Annotated in this window: 12 protein-coding genes; 8 read left to right on the plus strand and 4 right to left on the minus strand. The window is 66.9% G+C overall.

Features of this window, described 5'->3' with window-relative positions; translation table 11 throughout:
- Positions 1-23 precede the first annotated feature (23 nt).
- The 3 genes from ASD87_RS09155 to ASD87_RS09165 form a co-directional block, all read right to left on the minus strand.
- Positions 24-803 carry an SDR family oxidoreductase gene (locus tag ASD87_RS09155; RefSeq protein ID WP_056320173.1) on the minus strand — a complete coding sequence of 260 codons (780 nt, stop codon included), beginning with the start codon at positions 801-803 and terminating at the stop codon, positions 24-26.
- Positions 804-818: 15 nt separating this feature from the next.
- A complete protein-coding gene (locus ASD87_RS09160; RefSeq protein ID WP_056320175.1) occupies positions 819-1,745 on the minus strand; it encodes a dihydrodipicolinate synthase family protein in 927 nt (308 codons plus the stop codon).
- A 120-nt stretch (positions 1,746-1,865) separates the two neighbouring features.
- Positions 1,866-2,807 carry a LysR substrate-binding domain-containing protein gene (locus ASD87_RS09165; RefSeq protein WP_056320178.1) on the minus strand — a complete coding sequence of 314 codons (942 nt, stop codon included), beginning with the start codon at positions 2,805-2,807 and terminating at the stop codon, positions 1,866-1,868.
- Between the two features lie 152 nt (positions 2,808-2,959).
- Here ASD87_RS09165 and ASD87_RS09170 point away from each other — a divergent pair, with 152 nt between their 5' ends.
- The 3 genes from ASD87_RS09170 to hrpA all read left to right on the plus strand — a co-directional run bounded on the left by ASD87_RS09170 (position 2,960) and on the right by hrpA (position 9,122).
- Positions 2,960-3,640, plus strand: a complete 681-nt coding sequence (locus ASD87_RS09170) for an aspartate/glutamate racemase family protein (protein ID WP_056320180.1) — start codon at positions 2,960-2,962, stop codon at positions 3,638-3,640.
- Between the two features lie 7 nt (positions 3,641-3,647).
- Positions 3,648-5,057: an FAD-binding oxidoreductase gene (locus tag ASD87_RS09175; protein ID WP_056320182.1), complete on the plus strand. Its 1,410-nt coding sequence runs from the start codon at positions 3,648-3,650 to the stop codon at positions 5,055-5,057.
- An 84-nt stretch (positions 5,058-5,141) separates the two neighbouring features.
- On the plus strand, positions 5,142-9,122 hold the full coding sequence (gene hrpA, locus ASD87_RS09180; protein ID WP_235512667.1) for an ATP-dependent RNA helicase HrpA: 3,981 nt from the start codon (positions 5,142-5,144) through the stop codon (positions 9,120-9,122).
- An 81-nt stretch (positions 9,123-9,203) separates the two neighbouring features.
- On the opposite strand, the gene lpxO is transcribed toward hrpA, so the two are convergent.
- Complete coding sequence (gene lpxO / locus ASD87_RS09185; RefSeq protein ID WP_056320184.1) at positions 9,204-10,103, minus strand: lipid A hydroxylase LpxO; 900 nt, start codon at positions 10,101-10,103, stop codon at positions 9,204-9,206.
- Positions 10,104-10,254: 151 nt separating this feature from the next.
- Here lpxO and dnaE point away from each other — a divergent pair, with 151 nt between their 5' ends.
- From dnaE to ASD87_RS09210, 5 genes are read left to right on the plus strand one after another with little or no spacing between them, the layout of a single operon-like run.
- A complete protein-coding gene (gene dnaE / locus ASD87_RS09190; protein ID WP_056320187.1) occupies positions 10,255-13,746 on the plus strand; it encodes a DNA polymerase III subunit alpha in 3,492 nt (1,163 codons plus the stop codon).
- A 2-nt stretch (positions 13,747-13,748) separates the two neighbouring features.
- Positions 13,749-14,879 carry a glycosyltransferase family 4 protein gene (locus ASD87_RS09195; protein ID WP_056320249.1) on the plus strand — a complete coding sequence of 377 codons (1,131 nt, stop codon included), beginning with the start codon at positions 13,749-13,751 and terminating at the stop codon, positions 14,877-14,879.
- Positions 14,876-15,724: a polysaccharide deacetylase family protein gene (locus ASD87_RS09200; RefSeq protein ID WP_056320190.1), complete on the plus strand. Its 849-nt coding sequence runs from the start codon at positions 14,876-14,878 to the stop codon at positions 15,722-15,724. Before ASD87_RS09195 ends, ASD87_RS09200 begins: the two co-directional genes overlap by 4 nt.
- The gene (locus tag ASD87_RS09205; protein WP_056320194.1) at positions 15,721-16,473 is read left to right on the plus strand and encodes a glycosyltransferase family 2 protein; all 753 of its coding nucleotides are present in this window, start codon (positions 15,721-15,723) and stop codon (positions 16,471-16,473) included. The genes ASD87_RS09200 and ASD87_RS09205 overlap by 4 nt, the downstream gene beginning before the upstream one ends.
- Positions 16,470-17,585: a glycosyltransferase gene (locus ASD87_RS09210; protein WP_056320196.1), complete on the plus strand. Its 1,116-nt coding sequence runs from the start codon at positions 16,470-16,472 to the stop codon at positions 17,583-17,585. Before ASD87_RS09205 ends, ASD87_RS09210 begins: the two co-directional genes overlap by 4 nt.
- The last annotated feature ends 16 nt before the right edge of the window (positions 17,586-17,601 follow it).

The following is a 17,601-nucleotide window of genomic DNA, read 5'->3' on the forward strand; positions in this document are numbered from 1 at the left end:
GGGATTTCCGGGCGAATGTGTGGTCAGAGCGTGCCGGGATAGATGCCGCCGTCCAGCACGAGGTTCTGCCCCGTCATGAAACCGGCGCGCGCGCCGCACAGGAACGCGCAGGCGTCGCCGAACTCGGCGGGGTCGCCATAGCGGCCCGCGGGGATGCCCGCCAGCCGCGCAGCCAGCACGTCGTCCACCGTCTTGCCGCTGTCGCGCGCGCCGCGCTCGGCCGTCTGGCGCAGGCGGTCCGTCAGGAACGGGCCGGGCAGCAGGTTGTTGATCGTGACGCCGTGGCGCACGGTCTGGCGCGCCAGTCCCGCGACAAATCCGGTCAGCCCGGCGCGTGCGCCGTTGGACAGGCCCAGGATGTCGATGGGCATCTTCACGGCGGCCGACGTGATGTTCACGATGCGGCCGAAGCGGCGCGCGATCATGCCGTCCACCGTGGCGCGGATCAGCGCGATCGGCGTCAGCATGTTGGCGTCCAGCGCCGCAATCCAGTCCTCGCGCGACCATTCGCGGAAGTCGCCCGGCTTGGGCCCGCCCGCGTTGGTGACCAGGATGTCGGGCTCGGGGCACGCCGCAAGCAGCGCCTGTCTTCCGGCCTCGGTGGTGACGTCGGCGGCCACCGTGACGACCGAGGCGCCCGTTTCGCGGCGGATGGCGTCAGCCGCGGCGTCCAGCGTGGCCGCGGTGCGCGCGGCCATCACCAGATTCACGCCTTCGCGCGCCAGCGATAGCGCGCAGGCGTAGCCCAGACCCTTGCTCGATGCGCACACCAGCGCGTGCTTTCCCTTGATGCCCAGATCCATGCGAGCGCTCCTTTCTCAGCCTTGCACGGGTTGGCGGCCGGTGGCGGCCAGGGACAATCCGACGCGCGCGACCGTGGCTTCCAGTTCGGCCGCGGTCACCGGATCGATGCGCATCCCCGGTGCGCGCAACGCATGACTCTTGATAGCGCCGCGGCGCTGGTACACGTATTTGCGCAGCGCCAGTCCGATCTTGGGCTGGAACTCGTAGCGGATCAGCGGGCAGTAGCGGTCGAAGATCGCGGCGGCGCCGTCATGGTCGCCGCTGGCGTAGCGTTCGTAGATGGCGACCAGGATTTCCGGAAACGCAAAACCGGTCATGGTGCCGACCGCGCCGCGCTGCAATTCCTCCAGGAAGTACACGCCGCCCAATCCGCCGAAGATCGCCATCTCCGCGTCAGGCACCAGTTCGCGGATGCGGCTGATCTTCTGACCCACCGGCGGCTCTTCCATCTTGATCATGTGCACGCCGCCTTCGCGGCCCAGGCGCGCCACCACCTCGGGCCGGATCTCGGTGCCGAAGGAATCCGGAAAGTCGTGGATCACGACCGGAATCTTCACGGCGTCCGCCACCGCCTTGTAGTAGTCGAACAGCAGCGCATCGCTGGCGTTGTCCAGGGGGGCGGCGAACACGGCCGAGGCGCCCAGTTCCTGGGCTTCAAGGGCCTGCTCGATGGCGCCGGCAATGCCGTGGGCGCGCACGCCGACCCACACCGGCACGCGGCCATCCGTGTGCTTGACGAAGGTTTCCAGGACCAGCCTGCGCTCGGCGTTCGACAGCTTGTGAAGCTCGCCGAGAAACCCGAGGATGGCCAGGCCGGTGACGCCGGTTTCCAGCAGGAAGTCGACCAGCGTCCGGATGCTGTCGGCATCGACGCGCAGGGCATCGTCAAAGGGCGTGGGGCAAATGGTGAAGACGCCTTTGGCGTCGATGGAGGCTGCCATCTTTTCTCCGTCAGGATGCGTGAAAACCGAAATCGGGAACGACGTTTCGATGTCATCCTAAAGCGGAACTTTTAGAACTCCACTTGCTTTTTTATTGCCTTGGTATAACAGCCGGTTAAGTCAAGGTTTACCCTTGGCAGGGTTTGCCTGGACCTGCGCCGACAACTCGAAACCCTGCTCCTGCAGCGTGTGGCGCAGCACGTCCACGAACGCTTGCGCAAGCTGCGACAGGGGCTCGAATCGCGACTGCACCAGGCTCGCCGTGAGGATCTTGGCCTGGTCGATCGGACGCACCACGAAGTCGCCTTGCGTGCGGCTCTTGACCGAAAATTCGTCGACGATCGCGATGCCCGCGCCAGCCTGCACCAGCGAGCACGCGTTCTGCGGCGAGCTCACTTCGACAGCCAGCCGGCGGGTCTGGCCGGCCTCGTGGTACATCTGCTCGACCAGCATCCCGAACGGCGTGTCGCCGCCGTAGGAAATCAGCGGATAGGGCAGCAGGTCGCCGATCGACAGCAGCGAGCGATGGGCAAGCGGATGGTTGTAGGGGCAGATGCAGACCAGCCTGGCCTGCCCGATCGGCTGGGTCAGCAGGTTGGGGTGCTGGACCGGCAGGATCACGACGCCCAGTTCGGCGCGGTTGTCCAGCAGCATCTGCGTGAGGGGCTGCTGCGTAAGCGGCTGGAAGGTGATCTTGACGTCCGGATGCGTTTCGCGAAAGCGCGAGATCGTCAGCGGCACCAGCATGTGGCCGATGCTGGGGCTGGACACCAGGTGCAGGATGCCGCTGCGCCGCTCCGACAGTTCCGAGGCCAGCTCGCCCACGCGGCGCACGCCCGCATAGACGGTTTCCACTTCGCGAAAGAGTTGCCGGGATTCGGGCGTGGGATAGAGCCTGCCCTTGATGCGTTCGAACAGCGCGAAGCCCAGGCGCTGTTCCGTGTGCGACAGCAGCCGGCTGACCGCAGGCTGCGAGACGAACAGCAGCTTGGCCGCCCCGCTGATCGAGCCCGTGGTCATCACCGCCCGGAAGACTTCGATTTGCCGCAGATTCAGTTGCATGGCGCGCCCGCTCCGAATTGACGCGACGAGCATAACAAAGGGTTAAGGGCAGCGCACAAATTGACAATACATGCTCAGGCCGTGCGCGGCTAGACTGGCGCCGTACCTTGCCCCGGACCGCGCCCGCGCGTCGCCAACACCAGGACGGACGAATGGAACAGACCCTGTTTGTGATCAATCCCAACTCCACGCAGGCCGTGACGGACGCGTTCGACGCGGCGCTGGAACCGCTGCGCATGGCCGGTGGACCGCGCATCCGGTGCCTGACGTTGGCCGAGGGGCCCGCGGGCGTGCAGACCCAGCTGGACGTTGAAAGCGTGACCCTGCCGCTGGCCGCCCTGGTGCGCAAGCTGGACGCCGACCACGGCGCCGCCGCCGCCGGCTACGTCATTGCCTGCTTCAGCGATCCCGGCCTGCATGCCGTGCGCGAAGCCACCCGCAAGCCGGTGCTGGGCATCAGCGAATGCGGCATGCTGACCGCCTTGACGCTGGGCCAGCGCGTCGGCGTGATCGCCATCCTGCGCCAGTCGCTGCCGCGTCACGGGCGGATGTTCGGCGCAATCGGCCTGGCCGGCCGCGTGGCGGCCGAGCTGCCGCTGGATCTGGGCGTGGTGGAACTGTCCGACGAAGCCCGCACGCGCGAGCGCCTGCTGCATGTCGGCGCGCGGCTGCGCGACGAGCATCAGGCCGACGTGCTGGTGCTGGGCTGCGCGGGCATGGCCGCCTATCGGGGCTGGTTGCAGGCCGAGCTGGGCCTGCCCGTGGTCGAGCCGACCCAGGCTGCCGCGGCGATGGCGATCGGCCGCATCCGCCTGAACTGGCACGGCGCCTGAGGCCACCATGCGCAACCATGAACTGATCGAGCGGCTGTCGCATCTGGTGGGCGATGGCGGACTGGTGCTGGATGCCGACGGCCAGGCGCCCTATGTGCGGGACTGGCTGGGCAAGTGGCAGGGCAGCACGCCCGTGGTGGTGCGGCCGCGCAACGCCACGGAGGTGTCCGCGGTCATGCGGCTGTGTCACCAGACGCGCACGCCGGTGGTGCCGCAAGGCGGCAATACCGGGATGAGCGGCGGCGCCACGCCCGATGGCAGCGGCGCGCAAGTGATCCTGAGCCTGAACCGGATGAAGCGCATCCGCGAGGTGGACCCGGTCAACAACACTTTGTGCGCCGACGCCGGCGTGCTGCTGGCCGACGTGCAGGCGGCCGCGCGCGAGGCGGGCCGCTTCTTTCCGCTGAGCCTGGGCGCGGAGGGTAGCTGCACCATCGGCGGCAATCTGGCCACCAATGCCGGCGGCACCGCGGTGCTGCGCTATGGCAACACGCGCGACCTGGCGCTGGGACTAGAGGTGGTGCTGCCGGACGGCCGGGTCTGGAACGGCCTGCGCGGGCTGCGCAAGGACAACACCGGCTACGACCTGAAAAGCCTGTTCATCGGCTCGGAGGGCACGCTGGGCATCATCACCGGCGCGGTGCTCAAGCTGTATCCCGCGCCGGCGGGCCGCGTGGCGGCCTGGGTGGGGGCCGAGACGCCCGCCCAGGTCGTGGGGTTGCTGAGCCGCCTGCAGAGCGTCTGCGGCGAACGGCTGACCGCGTTCGAGATGATGTCGGCGCGCTGCCTGGATCTGGTGGTGGCGCACGTCAGCGGCGCGGCCAGCCCGCTCGCCGGCCGTCACGCGTATTACGCCTTGGTGGAACTGTCCGACACGGAACCGGCCGGCCTGCCGGCTTTGCTGGAAGCCGCGTTGGGGGCGGCGCTGGAGGCCGGCGTCATCCAGGATTGCGTCGTCGCCATGAACGACACGCAGGTGCAGACCCTGTGGCGCCTGCGCGAGGGCATCTCGCAGGCGCAGGTGCGTGCGGGCAAGGCGGTCAAGCACGACATCGCGCTGCCGATCTCGCGCCTGGCGGCGTTTGTGGAGGAAGCGGATCTGGCGCTGGTCTCGGATTTTCCGGGGCTGCCCATCGTCAACTTCGGCCACATCGGCGATGGCAACCTGCATTACAACGTGCTGCTGCCGCTGGACGTGGCGCCGGCCGAATATGCCCGGCTGACCGCCGCACTGAACCGGCGCGTGCATGACCTGGTGGCGCAGCGCGGGGGCAGCATCAGCGCCGAGCATGGCGTGGGCCAGTTGCGGCGCGACGAGCTGCGCCGCTACAAATCCCCGGTCGAAATGGACCTGATGCTGATGATCAAGCGGGCGCTCGATCCCAACCAGCTCATGAATCCGGGCAAGCTGCTGTAGGACGCCCGAAGCGGGCTGGGCAGGGGGGGCGCGCGCGAAGTCCGCCAGAAATTTATAATGGCGGGCTAATCGGATAAATCCTACATGCCTGAATCCTCCAGCCCGCGGGCGCCGAAGCAACCGGCGCCGCGCGCCAGCGACGCGGAAAAGCCCGGGGAACAATCCCGGAAAGACAACCGGGAACCCGCCCGGGCCCGGCCCGAAGGCCGCGTGGCCGCACCTCGTCCCGAACGGCCCATTCCGGCCGTCACCTATCCCGAAGACCTGCCCGTCAGCGCGCGGCGGCAGGAGATCGCGCGCGCCATCGCCGGCCATCAGGTCGTGATCGTCAGCGGCGAGACCGGCTCGGGCAAGACCACCCAGCTGCCCAAGATCTGCCTGGAACTGGGCCGCGGCCGCCAGAAGATGATCGGCCACACGCAGCCGCGCCGCCTGGCGGCGACGTCGGTGGCCAAGCGCATCGCCGAAGAACTGAACACGCCCATGGGCGAAGTTGTCGGCTACCAGGTTCGGTTCAACGACCGCACCGGGCCCAACGCGTCCATCAAGCTGATGACGGACGGCATCCTGCTGGCCGAATCGCAGCGCGATCCGCTTCTGCGCCGCTACGACACGATCATCATCGACGAGGCGCACGAGCGCAGCCTGAACATCGATTTTCTGCTGGGCTACCTGAAGCAGCTTCTGCCGCGGCGCCCGGACCTCAAGCTCATCATCACCTCGGCCACCATCGATGCCGAGCGCTTTGCCAAGCACTTTGCCGCCTCGGAAGACAAGCCCGCGCCGGTCATCGAAGTCTCCGGCCGCCTGTATCCCGTCGAAGTGCGCTACCGGCCCGTGCGCGAAGAGCCCGCCGCCGACGACAACGCGCCCGCGCCCAACAAGGCCGGCCGCGATCGCGAGCGCATGTCGGGCGACGAAGAGCGCGACCTGATCGACGCCATCGTCGATGCCGTCGACGAATGCGCGCGGCATGGCCCTGGCGACGTGCTGGTGTTCCTGCCCGGCGAACGCGAAATCCGCGAATCGGCCGAAGCGCTGCGCAAGCGCCATCCTGCGGGCACCGAAGTTCTGCCGCTCTTTGCGCGGCTGTCGCAGGCCGAGCAGGAACAGATCTTCCGCCCGCGCGGCAACGCGCGGCGCATCGTGCTGGCCACCAACGTGGCCGAAACCTCGCTGACCGTGCCCGGCATCCGTTTCGTGGTCGACAGCGGGCTTGCCCGCATCAAGCGCTATTCGTGGCGCAACAAGGTCGAGCAGTTGCGCATCGAGCCCATCAGCCGCGCCTCTGCCAACCAGCGCGCCGGCCGATGCGGCCGGGTGGGGCCGGGCGTCTGCATCCGGCTCTATGACGAGCTGGACTTCAACAACCGGGCCGCCTTCACCGATCCCGAAGTGCTGCGTTCGTCGCTGGCCTCGGTGATTCTGCGGATGAAGTCGCTCAAGCTTGACGACATCGAGCAGTTTCCGTTCGTCGAGGCGCCGCCGGGACGGGCGGTGGCCGACGGCTACCACCTCTTGCAGGAACTGGGCGCCATTGAGCTGGCGACGGCGGCCGACCCCGACGCGGATGCGGGCCGCACGGGCGCCTCGTTCGTCCTGACCCGCACCGGCGTCGAACTGGCCAAGCTGCCGGTCGACCCGCGCATCGGCCGGATGATCCTGGCCGCGCGCGAACACCAGTGCCTGGCCGAGATGCTGATCATCGCCTCGGCGTTGTCCGTGCAGGATCCGCGTGACCGCCCCATGCAGGAGCGCGAGGCCGCCGAGGCCGCGCACGCCAAGTTCGGCGACGACAAATCCGAGTTCGTCTCGTTCCTGAAGCTGTGGCGCTGGTATGGCGAGCAGGTGCAGCACAAGGCCTCGCAGCGCAAGCTGGTGGGCCTCTTGCGGCAGAACTTCCTGTCGCCGATCCGCCTGCGCGAATGGCACGACGTGCACACGCAGCTTGCGGCGCTGGTGGGCGAGCAGGGCTGGCGTGTCAATCAGTCCGAAGCCACGTATGAACAGCTGCACATGGCGCTCCTGTCCGGCTTGCTGGGCAACATCGGCTTCAAGAGCGACGAGGGCGGCAGCTACCTGGGCGCGCGCGATATCCGTTTCCACATCCATCCAGGTTCGCGCCTGGCCAAGAAGGCCGGCCGCTGGATCATGGCAGCCGAACTGGTCGAGACCACCCGCCTGTATGCGCGCTGCGTGGCGCGCATCGATCCGGTGTGGCTGGAGAAGGTCGGCGCGCACCTGATCCGCAAGAACTGGTCCGACCCGCGCTGGGAAAAGAAGGCCGGGCAGGTGGTGGCGAACGAGCGCGCCACGCTGTATGGCCTGGCCATCTACACCGGCCGGCGCATTCACTACGGCCGCGTGAACCCCACGCATGCGCGCGAACTCTTCATCCGCCAGGCGCTGGTGCCGGGCGAGATCGACACGCGCCTGCCATTCGTCGCGCACAACCGCAAGCTCATCGCGGGCATCGAAAAGCTGGAACACCAGACTCGCCGGCCGGACATCCTGGTCGACGACGAACTCATTTACGCGTTCTACGACCGGCAACTGCCCGCCGACATTTCGCAGACCGCGTCGCTGGAAAAGTGGGTAAACGGCCTGGACAAGGCGGCCGCCGCCAAGCTGATGCTGACGCGCGACGAGCTGATGCGCCACGAGGCCGCCGGCGTCACGACCGATGTCTTCCCCAAGAAGGTGGAGTGGCAGGGCGTGTCGATGGCGCTGGACTACCACTTCGAACCCGGCTCGCCGCGAGACGGCGTCACGCTGTCGGTGCCGCTTTTCGCGCTGAACCAGATCGATCCCGCGCGCTGCGAGTGGCTGGTGCCCGGGATGCTGAAGGAAAAGGTGCACCTGCTGCTCAAGTCGTTGCCGCAGAAGCTGCGCCGCCATTGCGTGCCGCTGCCCGACTACGCCGCCGGCTTCTACGACCGCTGGTTCGACCGCCAGGCCGATCCGCAGCAGGGGCTGGTGGACGCGATCATCGCCGACATGTGGGATCAGGTGCAGGTGCGTCCGGCCGTGGGCGACTTCAAGCTCGAGACCTTGCCTGCGCATCTGTTCATGAACTTCCGCGTCGTGGACGAGCACGGCCGCATGCTGGCCGCCGGACGCAACCTGGCGCAACTGCGGGCCGAGTTCGGCAAGCAGGCCCAGGCCACCTTCCAGCAGCTGGCGGCCAGCGACACCCAGGTCGCGCAGGCGCTGGCGCACGAAAACCTGACTTCCTGGTCGTTCGGCCCCTTGCCCGAGATCATGGAGATCAAGCGCCGGGGCCAGTCCGTCATCGGCTATCCGGCGCTGGTGGACCGCGGCGCGCATTGCGACCTGGACGTCTTCGACGATCCGGACGAGGCGCGCAAGCACCATCGCGCGGGTCTGCTCAAGCTCTTCCGGCTGGGCCTGCGCGAACAGGTCAAGTTCCTGGAAAAGAACCTGACCGATCTCACCAAGATCAGCATGCTGTACATGACGCTGGGCACGCAGGAAGAACTGCGCGACCAGATCATCGATTGCGCGCTGGGGCAGGCCTGCCTGGCCGAACCGTGGCCGGTGAACGAACAGCAGTTCGAAGCGCGCCGCGCCGAGGGCAAGGGCCGGCTGGGCCTCTTGGCCCAGGAAGTCGCCCGGCTGGCGGGTACGGTGCTGACGGAATACGCGGCGCTGCAGCGCAAGCTGCCGCAGGCCAAGCCGCATGCGGCGGCCTACGCAGACCTGCAGCAGCAGCTGGGCGCGCTGATGCCCAAATGGTTCATCCGCCACACCCCGTACGCGCAGTTGTCGCACTTTCCGCGATACCTGAAGGCGGCGGTGGCGCGCATCGACAAGCTGCGCGCCGATCCCGCGCGGGATGCAAAGCTGGTGGCGGAAATGGCGCCGCTGGTCACGCAGTACCAGCGGGCGCGGTCGGCGCTCAAGGGCGCGCCCGATCCCCGGCTGGACGAGTTCCGCTGGCTGCTCGAGGAATTGCGCGTGGCGCTTTTTGCGCAGGAGCTGCGCACGCCGATGCCCGTGTCGGTGAAACGCCTGATGAAAAGCTGGGAGTCCCTGCAGCGCTAGGCTGGGTGTCTGACACCCTGGAGCCGGCGCCCCGCCTGCCAGGGGCCCGTCCGGGTGTCAGACACCGGTGCGCGTGCGTTGTTACAGCGCCAGAAACCCGACGACCACCAAAGCGATCAGCCCGTACTTCGTGGCTTTGTACGCCGTGCGGTTCCACTTCTTGAACGCCTTGCGCTTCTGGTCGATCACCCAGTGCGCGTGGGTCAGCTTGTTGATGGCGCCGGTCTGGTCGCCGCCGTCGTTGGGCGAGCTGGCCGCGGACATGACCTTGCGGCCGAACCAGCGGTTGAAGGCCTCGGCCCAGCGCCACTTCAGCGGGCGTTCGACGTCGCAGAACAGGATGATCCGGTTCTGGTCCGTCTTGTTGTAGGCCTCGTGCACGTAGGTTTCGTCGAACACCACGCTTTCGCCATCGCGCCAGCTGTAGTGTTCGCCGTCCACGATGATGTGGCAGCCGTCGTCGTTGGGCGTGGCCAGGCCCAGGTGATAGCGCAGCGACCCGGCGAACGGGTCGCGGTGCGGATTCAGTTGGCCGCCCGGAGGCAGTTCGGCAAACATGGCAGCCTTGACCTTGGGCAGGCCTTTCAGGATGGCGACAGTTTTGGGGCAAAGTTCTTCGGCCGATGGGTGGCGGGCGTCGTACCACTTCAGGTAAAAGCGCTTCCAGCCGTACTTGAAGAACGAGTTGAAGCCGATGTCGTTATGGGTGTCGGCCGCCTTGATCCGGCGAAGCTCGGCCATCTGCATGGCTTCCTCGCGGATCGTTTCCCAGTTGTCGTCCAACACCTTCAGTTCGGCGATTTCGCTGGTGGTCAGGTAGGGGGTGGTGGGCACCCGCGACGTCAGGACCATGAACGCGTTGATCGGCGCCAGCAGCACCGAGTGGTCCAGCAGCTGCCGGCCCAGCGGCAGCTTGACGCGGCCGCGGAAGTGCGCGAACAGGATGGCGGCAAGCCAGATCCCGGGTATTAACCATTTCATAGGTAGATCTCGTCGTGCAACGGGGTGGTGCGATATGGGCGGTATTGTCCCACAAGCGGGCGATGCCAATCAGCCAGCAGGGCGCGCGGCCTGCCGGATTCTGATTCAAAGGATTGCCCTCTGGAGGTCGGCCGCTGGGTACAATTCCGCCATGTCCGAAGCCGTAACGACCCCGACCCCATTTGTTCACCTGCGCGTCCACTCCGAGTTTTCGGTCGTGGACGGCACGGTGCGTATTCCCGACCTCATCAAGCGTGTGGCCAAGCTGGGCCAGCCCGCCGTCGCCCTGACCGATCTGTCGAACCTGTTTGGACTGATCAAGTTCTACAAGGGCGCGCGCGGCGCGGGGGTCAAGCCCATTGCCGGCTGCGACGTCTGGATCTCCAACGACGAAGACCCCGCCAAGCCATTTCGCCTGCTGTTGCTGGTGCGCAACCACCAGGGCTACCTGAATCTCTGCGAACTGCTGTCCAAGGCCTTCCTGACGAACCAGGGCAAGGGCCGCGCGGAAATCCGCCGCGAATGGCTGCAAGGGCAGGCGGGCCTCATCGCCTTGTCCGGCGGACGGGCCGGCGACGTCGGGCAGGCGCTGGAGGCCGGCAATGCCGTCTCGGCGCTGGCCTTGGCCCGCCAGTGGGCGCTGATGTTCCCCGGCAGCTACTACATCGAATTGCAGCGCGCCGGCATGGACGGCGACGAAGGCTACTGCCAGGCCGCCATGCGGCTGGCCGCCGAAGCCGGCCTGCCGGTGGTCGCCACCCATCCCGTGCAGTTCCTGGATGAATTCGAATTCCAGGCCCATGAGGCCCGTGTCTGCATCGCCGAAGGCGAGATCCTGGCCAACCCGCGCCGCGTGCGCCGGTTCTCCAAAGAGCAGTACCTGCTCAGCTCCGAGGAAATGGCGCGCCGGTTCGCCGACGTGCCGTCGGCGCTGGCCAATACGGTCGAAATCGCCAAGCGCTGCAACCTGAGCCTGGTGCTGGGCAAGCCGCGCCTGCCCAATTTCCCCACGCCGGACGGCGTGACGCTCGACGATTACCTGGTCCAGCTCTCCGAGCAGGGCCTGGAAAAGCGCATGGAGTTCCTGTTTCCGGACGAAGCCGAGCGCGACGCCAAGCGCGAGCAGTATTACGAGCGGCTGCGCTGGGAGTGCAAGACCATCATCCAGATGGGCTTTCCCGGCTACTTCCTGATCGTGCAGGACTTCATCAACTGGGGTAAGAACAACGGCGTGCCGGTCGGACCGGGCCGGGGTTCCGGCGCCGGTTCGCTGGTCGCCTACGCGCTGGGCATCACCGACCTCGATCCCATCCGCTATGACCTGCTGTTCGAGCGCTTCCTGAATCCCGAGCGGGTCTCCATGCCCGACTTCGATATCGACTTCTGCCAGGACAACCGCGAACGGGTCATCGACTACGTCAAGGAAAAATACGGCCGCGCCGCCGTCAGCCAGATCGCGACCTTCGGCACGCTGGGCGCCAAGGCCGTGGTGCGCGACGCGGGCCGCGTGCTGGACATGCCCTACATGTTCTGCGATGGCCTGTCCAAGCTGATCCCGTTCAATCCGATGGATCCCTGGACGCTGGAGCGCACACTCAAGGACGAGCCCGCCTTCAAGGACCGCTACGAGCAGGAAGAAGAAGTCCGCTCGCTGGTCGACCTGGCCAAGCCGCTTGAAGGCCTGACCCGCAACATCGGCATGCACGCGGGCGGGGTGCTGATTGCGCCCGGCAAGCTCACCGACTTCTGCCCGCTGTACTGCCAGCCGGGGCAGGAGAACAGCGCGGTCTCGCAGTTCGACAAGGACGACGTGGAGGCCGCCGGCCTGGTGAAGTTCGACTTCCTGGGGCTGCGCAACCTGACGATTCTGGACTGGGCCGTGCGCTACGTGCGCCAGTTCAACGCCGAAAAGCGCGACTTCGACGTCATGGCGCTGGCCCTGGACGATCCGGCGGCCTACAAGATCCTGTGCGATGCCAACACCACCGCGGTGTTCCAGCTTGAATCTCGCGGCATGAAAGAGCTGCTCAAGAAGCTGCGGCCCAACACGTTCGAAGACATCATCGCCATGCTGGCCCTGTATCGTCCGGGGCCGCTGGAATCGGGCATGGTGGACGACTTCGTGAACCGCAAGCACGGGCGCGCGGCCGTCGATTATTTCCACTCGGACCTGGAAGCCACCCTGAAGAGCACCTACGGGGTCATCGTCTACCAGGAACAGGTGATGCTGATCTCGCAGATCATCGGGGGCTACTCGCTGGGCGGCGCCGACCTGCTGCGCCGAGCCATGGGCAAGAAAAAGCCCGAGGAAATGGCCAAGCACCGCGAGCTCTTCGAACAGGGCGCCAAGGAAAAGGGCCACGATCCCGACCTGGCGGTCAAGCTTTTCGACCTGATGGAGAAGTTCGCCGGCTACGGCTTCAACAAGTCGCACTCGGCCGCGTACGCGCTGATCTCCTACCAGACCGCCTGGCTGAAGGCCTACCACCCGACCGAGTTCCTGGCCGCCACCATGTCCTCCGACATGGACGACACCGACAAGGTCCAGATCTTCTGCCGCGACGCCCAGGACAACGGCGTCGAGGTGCTGCCGCCCGACGTCAACCACTCGGGCTACCGGTTCGAGCCCGTCGCCGACAAGCACACCGAAAAAGGCAAGCCGCCGCGCACCATGCGTTACGGCCTGGGCGCCGTCAAGGGTACGGGGCAGGGCGCGGTCGAAGACATCCTGCGCGCGCGCAAGGAAGGCGGCCCGTTCCTGAACCTGTTCGACTTCTGCCGCCGCGTCAGCAAGCAGGCCGTCAACCGCCGCACCATCGAGGCGCTGATCAAGGCGGGCGCGTTCGACACCATCGAGCCCAACCGCGCCGCCATGCTGGCTTCGGTGCCCACCGCCATGGAAGCGGCCGAGCAGGCCGCGCGCAGCGCCAACCAGGCTTCGCTTTTTGGCGACGACAGCGGCGACGTGGTCGCTGGCGAACTGGCCAAGGTCGCGCCCTGGGATCTGCACAAGAAGCTGACCGAAGAAAAGTCCGCGCTGGGCTATTACTACAGCGGCCACCTGTTCGATGCGTGGCGCGACGAAGTGCGCCGCATCGTGCCGATGCAGCTTGCGCGGGTGGAACCCCAGCGCGACCTGCAATGGATGTGCGGCGTGCTGGCCAGCGTGCGCGTCATGATGACCCGCCGCGGCAAGATGGTCTTTGCCGTGCTGGACGACGGCACGGCGCAGGTCGAGATCTCGGTGTTCAACGAACTTTACGAGAAGCACCGCAACCGGCTGCGCGAAGACCAGCTCGTCATCGTGCAGGGCAAGGTCAGCAACGACGACTACTCCGGCGGCATGCGCATCGTCGCCGAGCAGCTCTACGACCTGCAACTGGCGCGCGAGGCGCGCGCCAAGTCCCTGCGCGTCAAGCTCAACGGCACTGCAGACGCGGCCCGCCTGCGTCAGATGCTCAATCCCTTCCGCGCCGAACCCGAGAATGGCATTCCGGGGGTGCCGGTCGATATCGTCTACACAAAGAACAATTTCCTGTGCACGGTCAGGCTCGGGGAGGAATGGCGCGTGCGCATGGCCGACACGCTGCTGGCCAACCTGAACGACTGGACCAAGCCTGATGGCGTGGAGGTCACCTACTAATGATGCCCAGCCTGCGTATTGTGCATTCGGAAGCCGCCACCAGTTTCGGCGGACAGGAAGGACGTATCTTCAAGGAAATGCACGCCATGCGTGCGCGTGGGCATCACCTCGAGGCGATCTGCCAGCCGCGCGCGCAGCTGACGGAACGGCTGCGTGATGCCGGTTTCACGGTGCATGCCGTGGACATGGCCGGGCCGGTGAACTACCTGAAGGGTGTGGCCGCGGTCCGCAAGATCCTGAAGGCCGGGCGATTTGACGTGCTCAATACCCACAGCCGGCGCGACACGGTCATCGCGGCCCTGGCCGGGCGGATGGCCGGCACGCCGCTCATCGTGCGCACCCGCCACCTGTCCAATCCGGTCGGGTCGATGTGGTCGTACACCGTCCTGCCGCACCGCGTCACGGCCGTCAGCGACCACGTGCGCAAGTACCTCATCACCCGCGGCGTCCCGCCCGAAAAGATCGCGACGGTGTATTCGCCCATCGTGCTGCCCGCGCCGGTCGAGCGCTCCACCCTGCGCGGAGAACTCGGGCTGGCCGACGACGACGTCGTGGTGGGCTGCGTGGCCGTCATGCGCGCCACCAAGGGCCACAAGGACCTGATCGACGCCATCGCGCCGCTGATGGCCACGCGCCCGAAGCTGCATCTGGTGTTCGTCGGTGCCGGATCGCCGGTCTTCGAGCAGACCCAGGCGTATGTGGCCGAGCGCGGACTGCAGCACCGCATCCATCTGATGGGCACGCGGCGCGACGTACCCAATCTGCTGGCGGGATTCGATCTCTTTGCCTTGGCCACGCAGCAGGAAGCGTCCGGCACGGTTTTTGTCGAAGCGCAGGCCAGCGGCCTGCCCGTCATCGGCACGAACGTGGGCGGCGTGTCCGAAATGTTCCGCGACGGCGTGACGGGCTTTCTGGTCCCGCCCAAGGACCCGGCCGCATTGACCGCCGCGCTGGCGCGCCTGATCGACGACCCGGCCCTGCGCCGCGCGATGGGCGAGGCCGGCCGCAAGATGGTCTGGGAAGAGGGCGTGTTTTCGCCCGCGCGCCTGGCGGAAACCACGGAAGCCATCTACCTGCGCTGGCTGGCGGAGCGCCGCCCGGCGGAGCGCCGCCCGGCGGAGCGCCGCCCATGAATGCGCCCAATGTGCCGGTGCTGATGTACCACCACGTCACGCCGGCCGGCGGCATGATTGCCGCGACGCCTGACGTCTTCGAGGCGCAGATCTCGCGCCTGGCCCGCGCCGGCTACCAGTCGCTCACCACGGCACAGTTTGCCGCCTATCTGGCCGGCGCCTCCGTACCCGAACGCGCCGTGCTGATCACGTTCGACGACGGCTACCTGAACAACTGGGTGCACGCGCATCCCGTCCTCGCCCGTCATGGCATGCGCGCGGTGTTGTTCACCATCACCGGCTGGATCGGCGACGGCCCCGTCCGGCCCCACGCGGGGCAGGGCGGCCCGCTGCCGCCCACGCCCGACCACCACGCCTGCAAGGAACTCGTGGCGTCGGGCCGGGCCGACGAGGCGATGCTGCGCTGGAGCGAGATCGAGGCCATGCAGGCGGCCGGCACCTTCGAATTCCATTCCCACACCCACACGCACACCCGCTGGGACAAGGTCTGCGGCGCGGATACGAACGCCAAGCGCGAACACATCGCGCAGGATCTGGAGGATTCGCGTGAAACCCTGATCCGCAGGCTGGGCGGCGTGAGCGACCACCTCTGCTGGCCGCAGGGCTATTTCGATGCCGATTACGTGGCCGCCGCCGGGCAGGCCGGTTTCCGGCACTTGTACACTACCGACCCTTTCGGCCAGAACGTTCCCGGCACGGATCCCGGTCACATCTACCGCTTCGCGGTGCGCAATCAGGGCGGGTCCTGGCTGAACCGCCGGATCTGGCTGTCGCGCGACCCCTTCTGGGGCCCGCGCTATCACGCCTGGAAGGCCTGGAAAAAGCGTCTTAGGAATCGCGGATGAAGTTATCAGTCATCATCATCACCAAGAACGAAGCGGCCAACATTGCCGCCTGCCTGAAGTCCGTGTCGTTTGCCGACGAGTTCATCGTTGTGGATTCGGGCAGCACCGACGGCACCGTGGAATTGGCGCGGGCGTTGGGCGCTCGGGTCGAAGTCACCCCTGACTGGCCCGGCTTCGGTCCGCAAAAGAACCGCGCGCTGGATCTGGCGACGGGCGACTGGGTCCTGTCGATCGATGCTGACGAGCGCGTCACGCCCGAGCTGGCGCAGGAAATCCAGGACGTGCTGCGCGCGCCCAAGGCCGACGCCTACGAAATCGCGCGCCTGTCCAACTTCTGCGGCCGCGACATCCGCCATAGCGGCTGGTGGCCCGACTACGTGCTGCGGCTCTTCAAGCGCGGCACGGCGCGCTTCACCGATGCCGCCGTGCACGAGCGCGTGGTGCCCGCCAATGGCCGGCCCCTTCAGTTGCGCGGCTATTTCAACCACTATCCGTACGACAACCTGGACGCGCTGATCAACAAGGTCAACCGGTATTCGTCCGACGCGGCCGCCATGATGTACGCCAAGGGCAAGCGCACGTCGGTCTTCGGTGCGCTGGGCCACGGCTTCTGGACCTTCGTGCGCATCTACCTGATCCGCCGCGGCTTCCTGGACGGCCGCCACGGGCTGGTGCTGGCCGTGACGGCGGCGGCGGGCAGCTTCTTCCGTTACTCGAAGCTGATGTTCCTGGCAGAAAACAAAAAGTGAAGATCCTCTACACGAACTTCCACGCGGGCAACGGCGGGGGGCACGTCACCTACATCATCAACCTGGCCAAGGCGCTCGCCCGCGACCACGAGATCACGGTGGCGGTGCCGGAGACCAGCCGGCTGTACCGCTACGCCAAGGCCATCCCCGGCGTCAAAGTGGTGGACATGCGCTACACGACGCGCCCCTCGTCCTGGTTCACGGACCGCGCCAGGCTGCATCGCCTGATTGTGGACGGCCAGTTCGACATCATCCACGCCAACGGCTCGGCCGATCACAAACAGGTCATGCTGGCCACGCTGGGCATGCGGCGCCGGCCGCGCATCGTGTTCACCAAGCACAACGATCACCCGCTGACCAGCTTCGGGCACAAGCTGCGGGTGGCGCTGGCCACCGATCACGGCATCGCCGTCAGCGACTACATCCGCGGCATGATGGAGCAGTCCCCGTACCGCAAACGCCCCATCACGACCATCCGGCACGGCATCGATACGAATTTCTTTGCCCCGCCGCCGCCCGAAAGCCTGGACAAGCTGCGCGAACTCTTCTTTGGCCCGGACTGGCAAGGCAAGCTGCTGCTGGGCAGCGCGGGCGGCACCGATTACGACAAGGGCTGGCTGGACCTGGTGGCGGCCGCAGCCGCGCTGCCGCCGGCCGACAAGGCACGCGTCTTGCTGATGGTGGCGGGCGATCCGCCCTCCGAGGCCAAACTGGCGCGTGTGCGCGAGCTTGGCATGATCGATCAGGTGAAGTTTCCCGGGCTGCTCGATGACGTGCGCGCGGCGCTGGCGTCCTGCCATGCGGGATTCGTGCTGTCGTACCGCGAGGCGTTGTCCTTTGCCTGCCGCGAGATCATGGCGCTGGGACTGCCGGCGCTTGTCAGTGACGCGGGCGGTCTGCCGGAAAACGTAACAGACGGCGTGGATGGCTGGATCGTGCCCGCGCGCGACATCCCGGCCATGACCGCCAAGTTGCGATTCATGTTGGACAACCCGGAGGCGGTGCGTCTGATGGGCCACAAAGCGCGCGAGACCAGTTTGCGCGACTTCAACCTGGAGCGTTTCGCGGCTGCCACAGTGGATGTATACCAACGCACGCTCGCGGGACGCTGAGTCATATAATGTCGAG

Origin of the sequence: Achromobacter sp. Root170, assembly GCF_001428165.1 — a bacterium.
Classification (GTDB): domain Bacteria; phylum Pseudomonadota; class Gammaproteobacteria; order Burkholderiales; family Burkholderiaceae_B; genus Achromobacter; species Achromobacter mucicolens.

Excerpts from the sequence above, each read along its gene's own strand:
- lpxO (WP_056320184.1), bottom strand. The coding sequence starts at position 10,103 with ATGAAATGGTTAATACCCGGGATCTGGCTTGCCGCCATCCTGTTCGCG.
- ASD87_RS09165 (WP_056320178.1), bottom strand. The coding sequence starts at position 2,807 with ATGCAACTGAATCTGCGGCAAATCGAAGTCTTCCGGGCGGTGATGACC.
- dnaE (WP_056320187.1), top strand. The coding sequence starts at position 10,255 with ATGTCCGAAGCCGTAACGACCCCGACCCCATTTGTTCACCTGCGCGTC.
- hrpA (WP_235512667.1), top strand. The coding sequence starts at position 5,142 with ATGCCTGAATCCTCCAGCCCGCGGGCGCCGAAGCAACCGGCGCCGCGC.
- ASD87_RS09170 (WP_056320180.1), top strand. The coding sequence starts at position 2,960 with ATGGAACAGACCCTGTTTGTGATCAATCCCAACTCCACGCAGGCCGTG.
- ASD87_RS09160 (WP_056320175.1), bottom strand. The coding sequence starts at position 1,745 with ATGGCAGCCTCCATCGACGCCAAAGGCGTCTTCACCATTTGCCCCACG.
- ASD87_RS09195 (WP_056320249.1), top strand. The coding sequence starts at position 13,749 with ATGCCCAGCCTGCGTATTGTGCATTCGGAAGCCGCCACCAGTTTCGGC.
- ASD87_RS09205 (WP_056320194.1), top strand. The coding sequence starts at position 15,721 with ATGAAGTTATCAGTCATCATCATCACCAAGAACGAAGCGGCCAACATT.
- ASD87_RS09200 (WP_056320190.1), top strand. The coding sequence starts at position 14,876 with ATGAATGCGCCCAATGTGCCGGTGCTGATGTACCACCACGTCACGCCG.
- ASD87_RS09155 (WP_056320173.1), bottom strand. The coding sequence starts at position 803 with ATGGATCTGGGCATCAAGGGAAAGCACGCGCTGGTGTGCGCATCGAGC.
- ASD87_RS09175 (WP_056320182.1), top strand. The coding sequence starts at position 3,648 with ATGCGCAACCATGAACTGATCGAGCGGCTGTCGCATCTGGTGGGCGAT.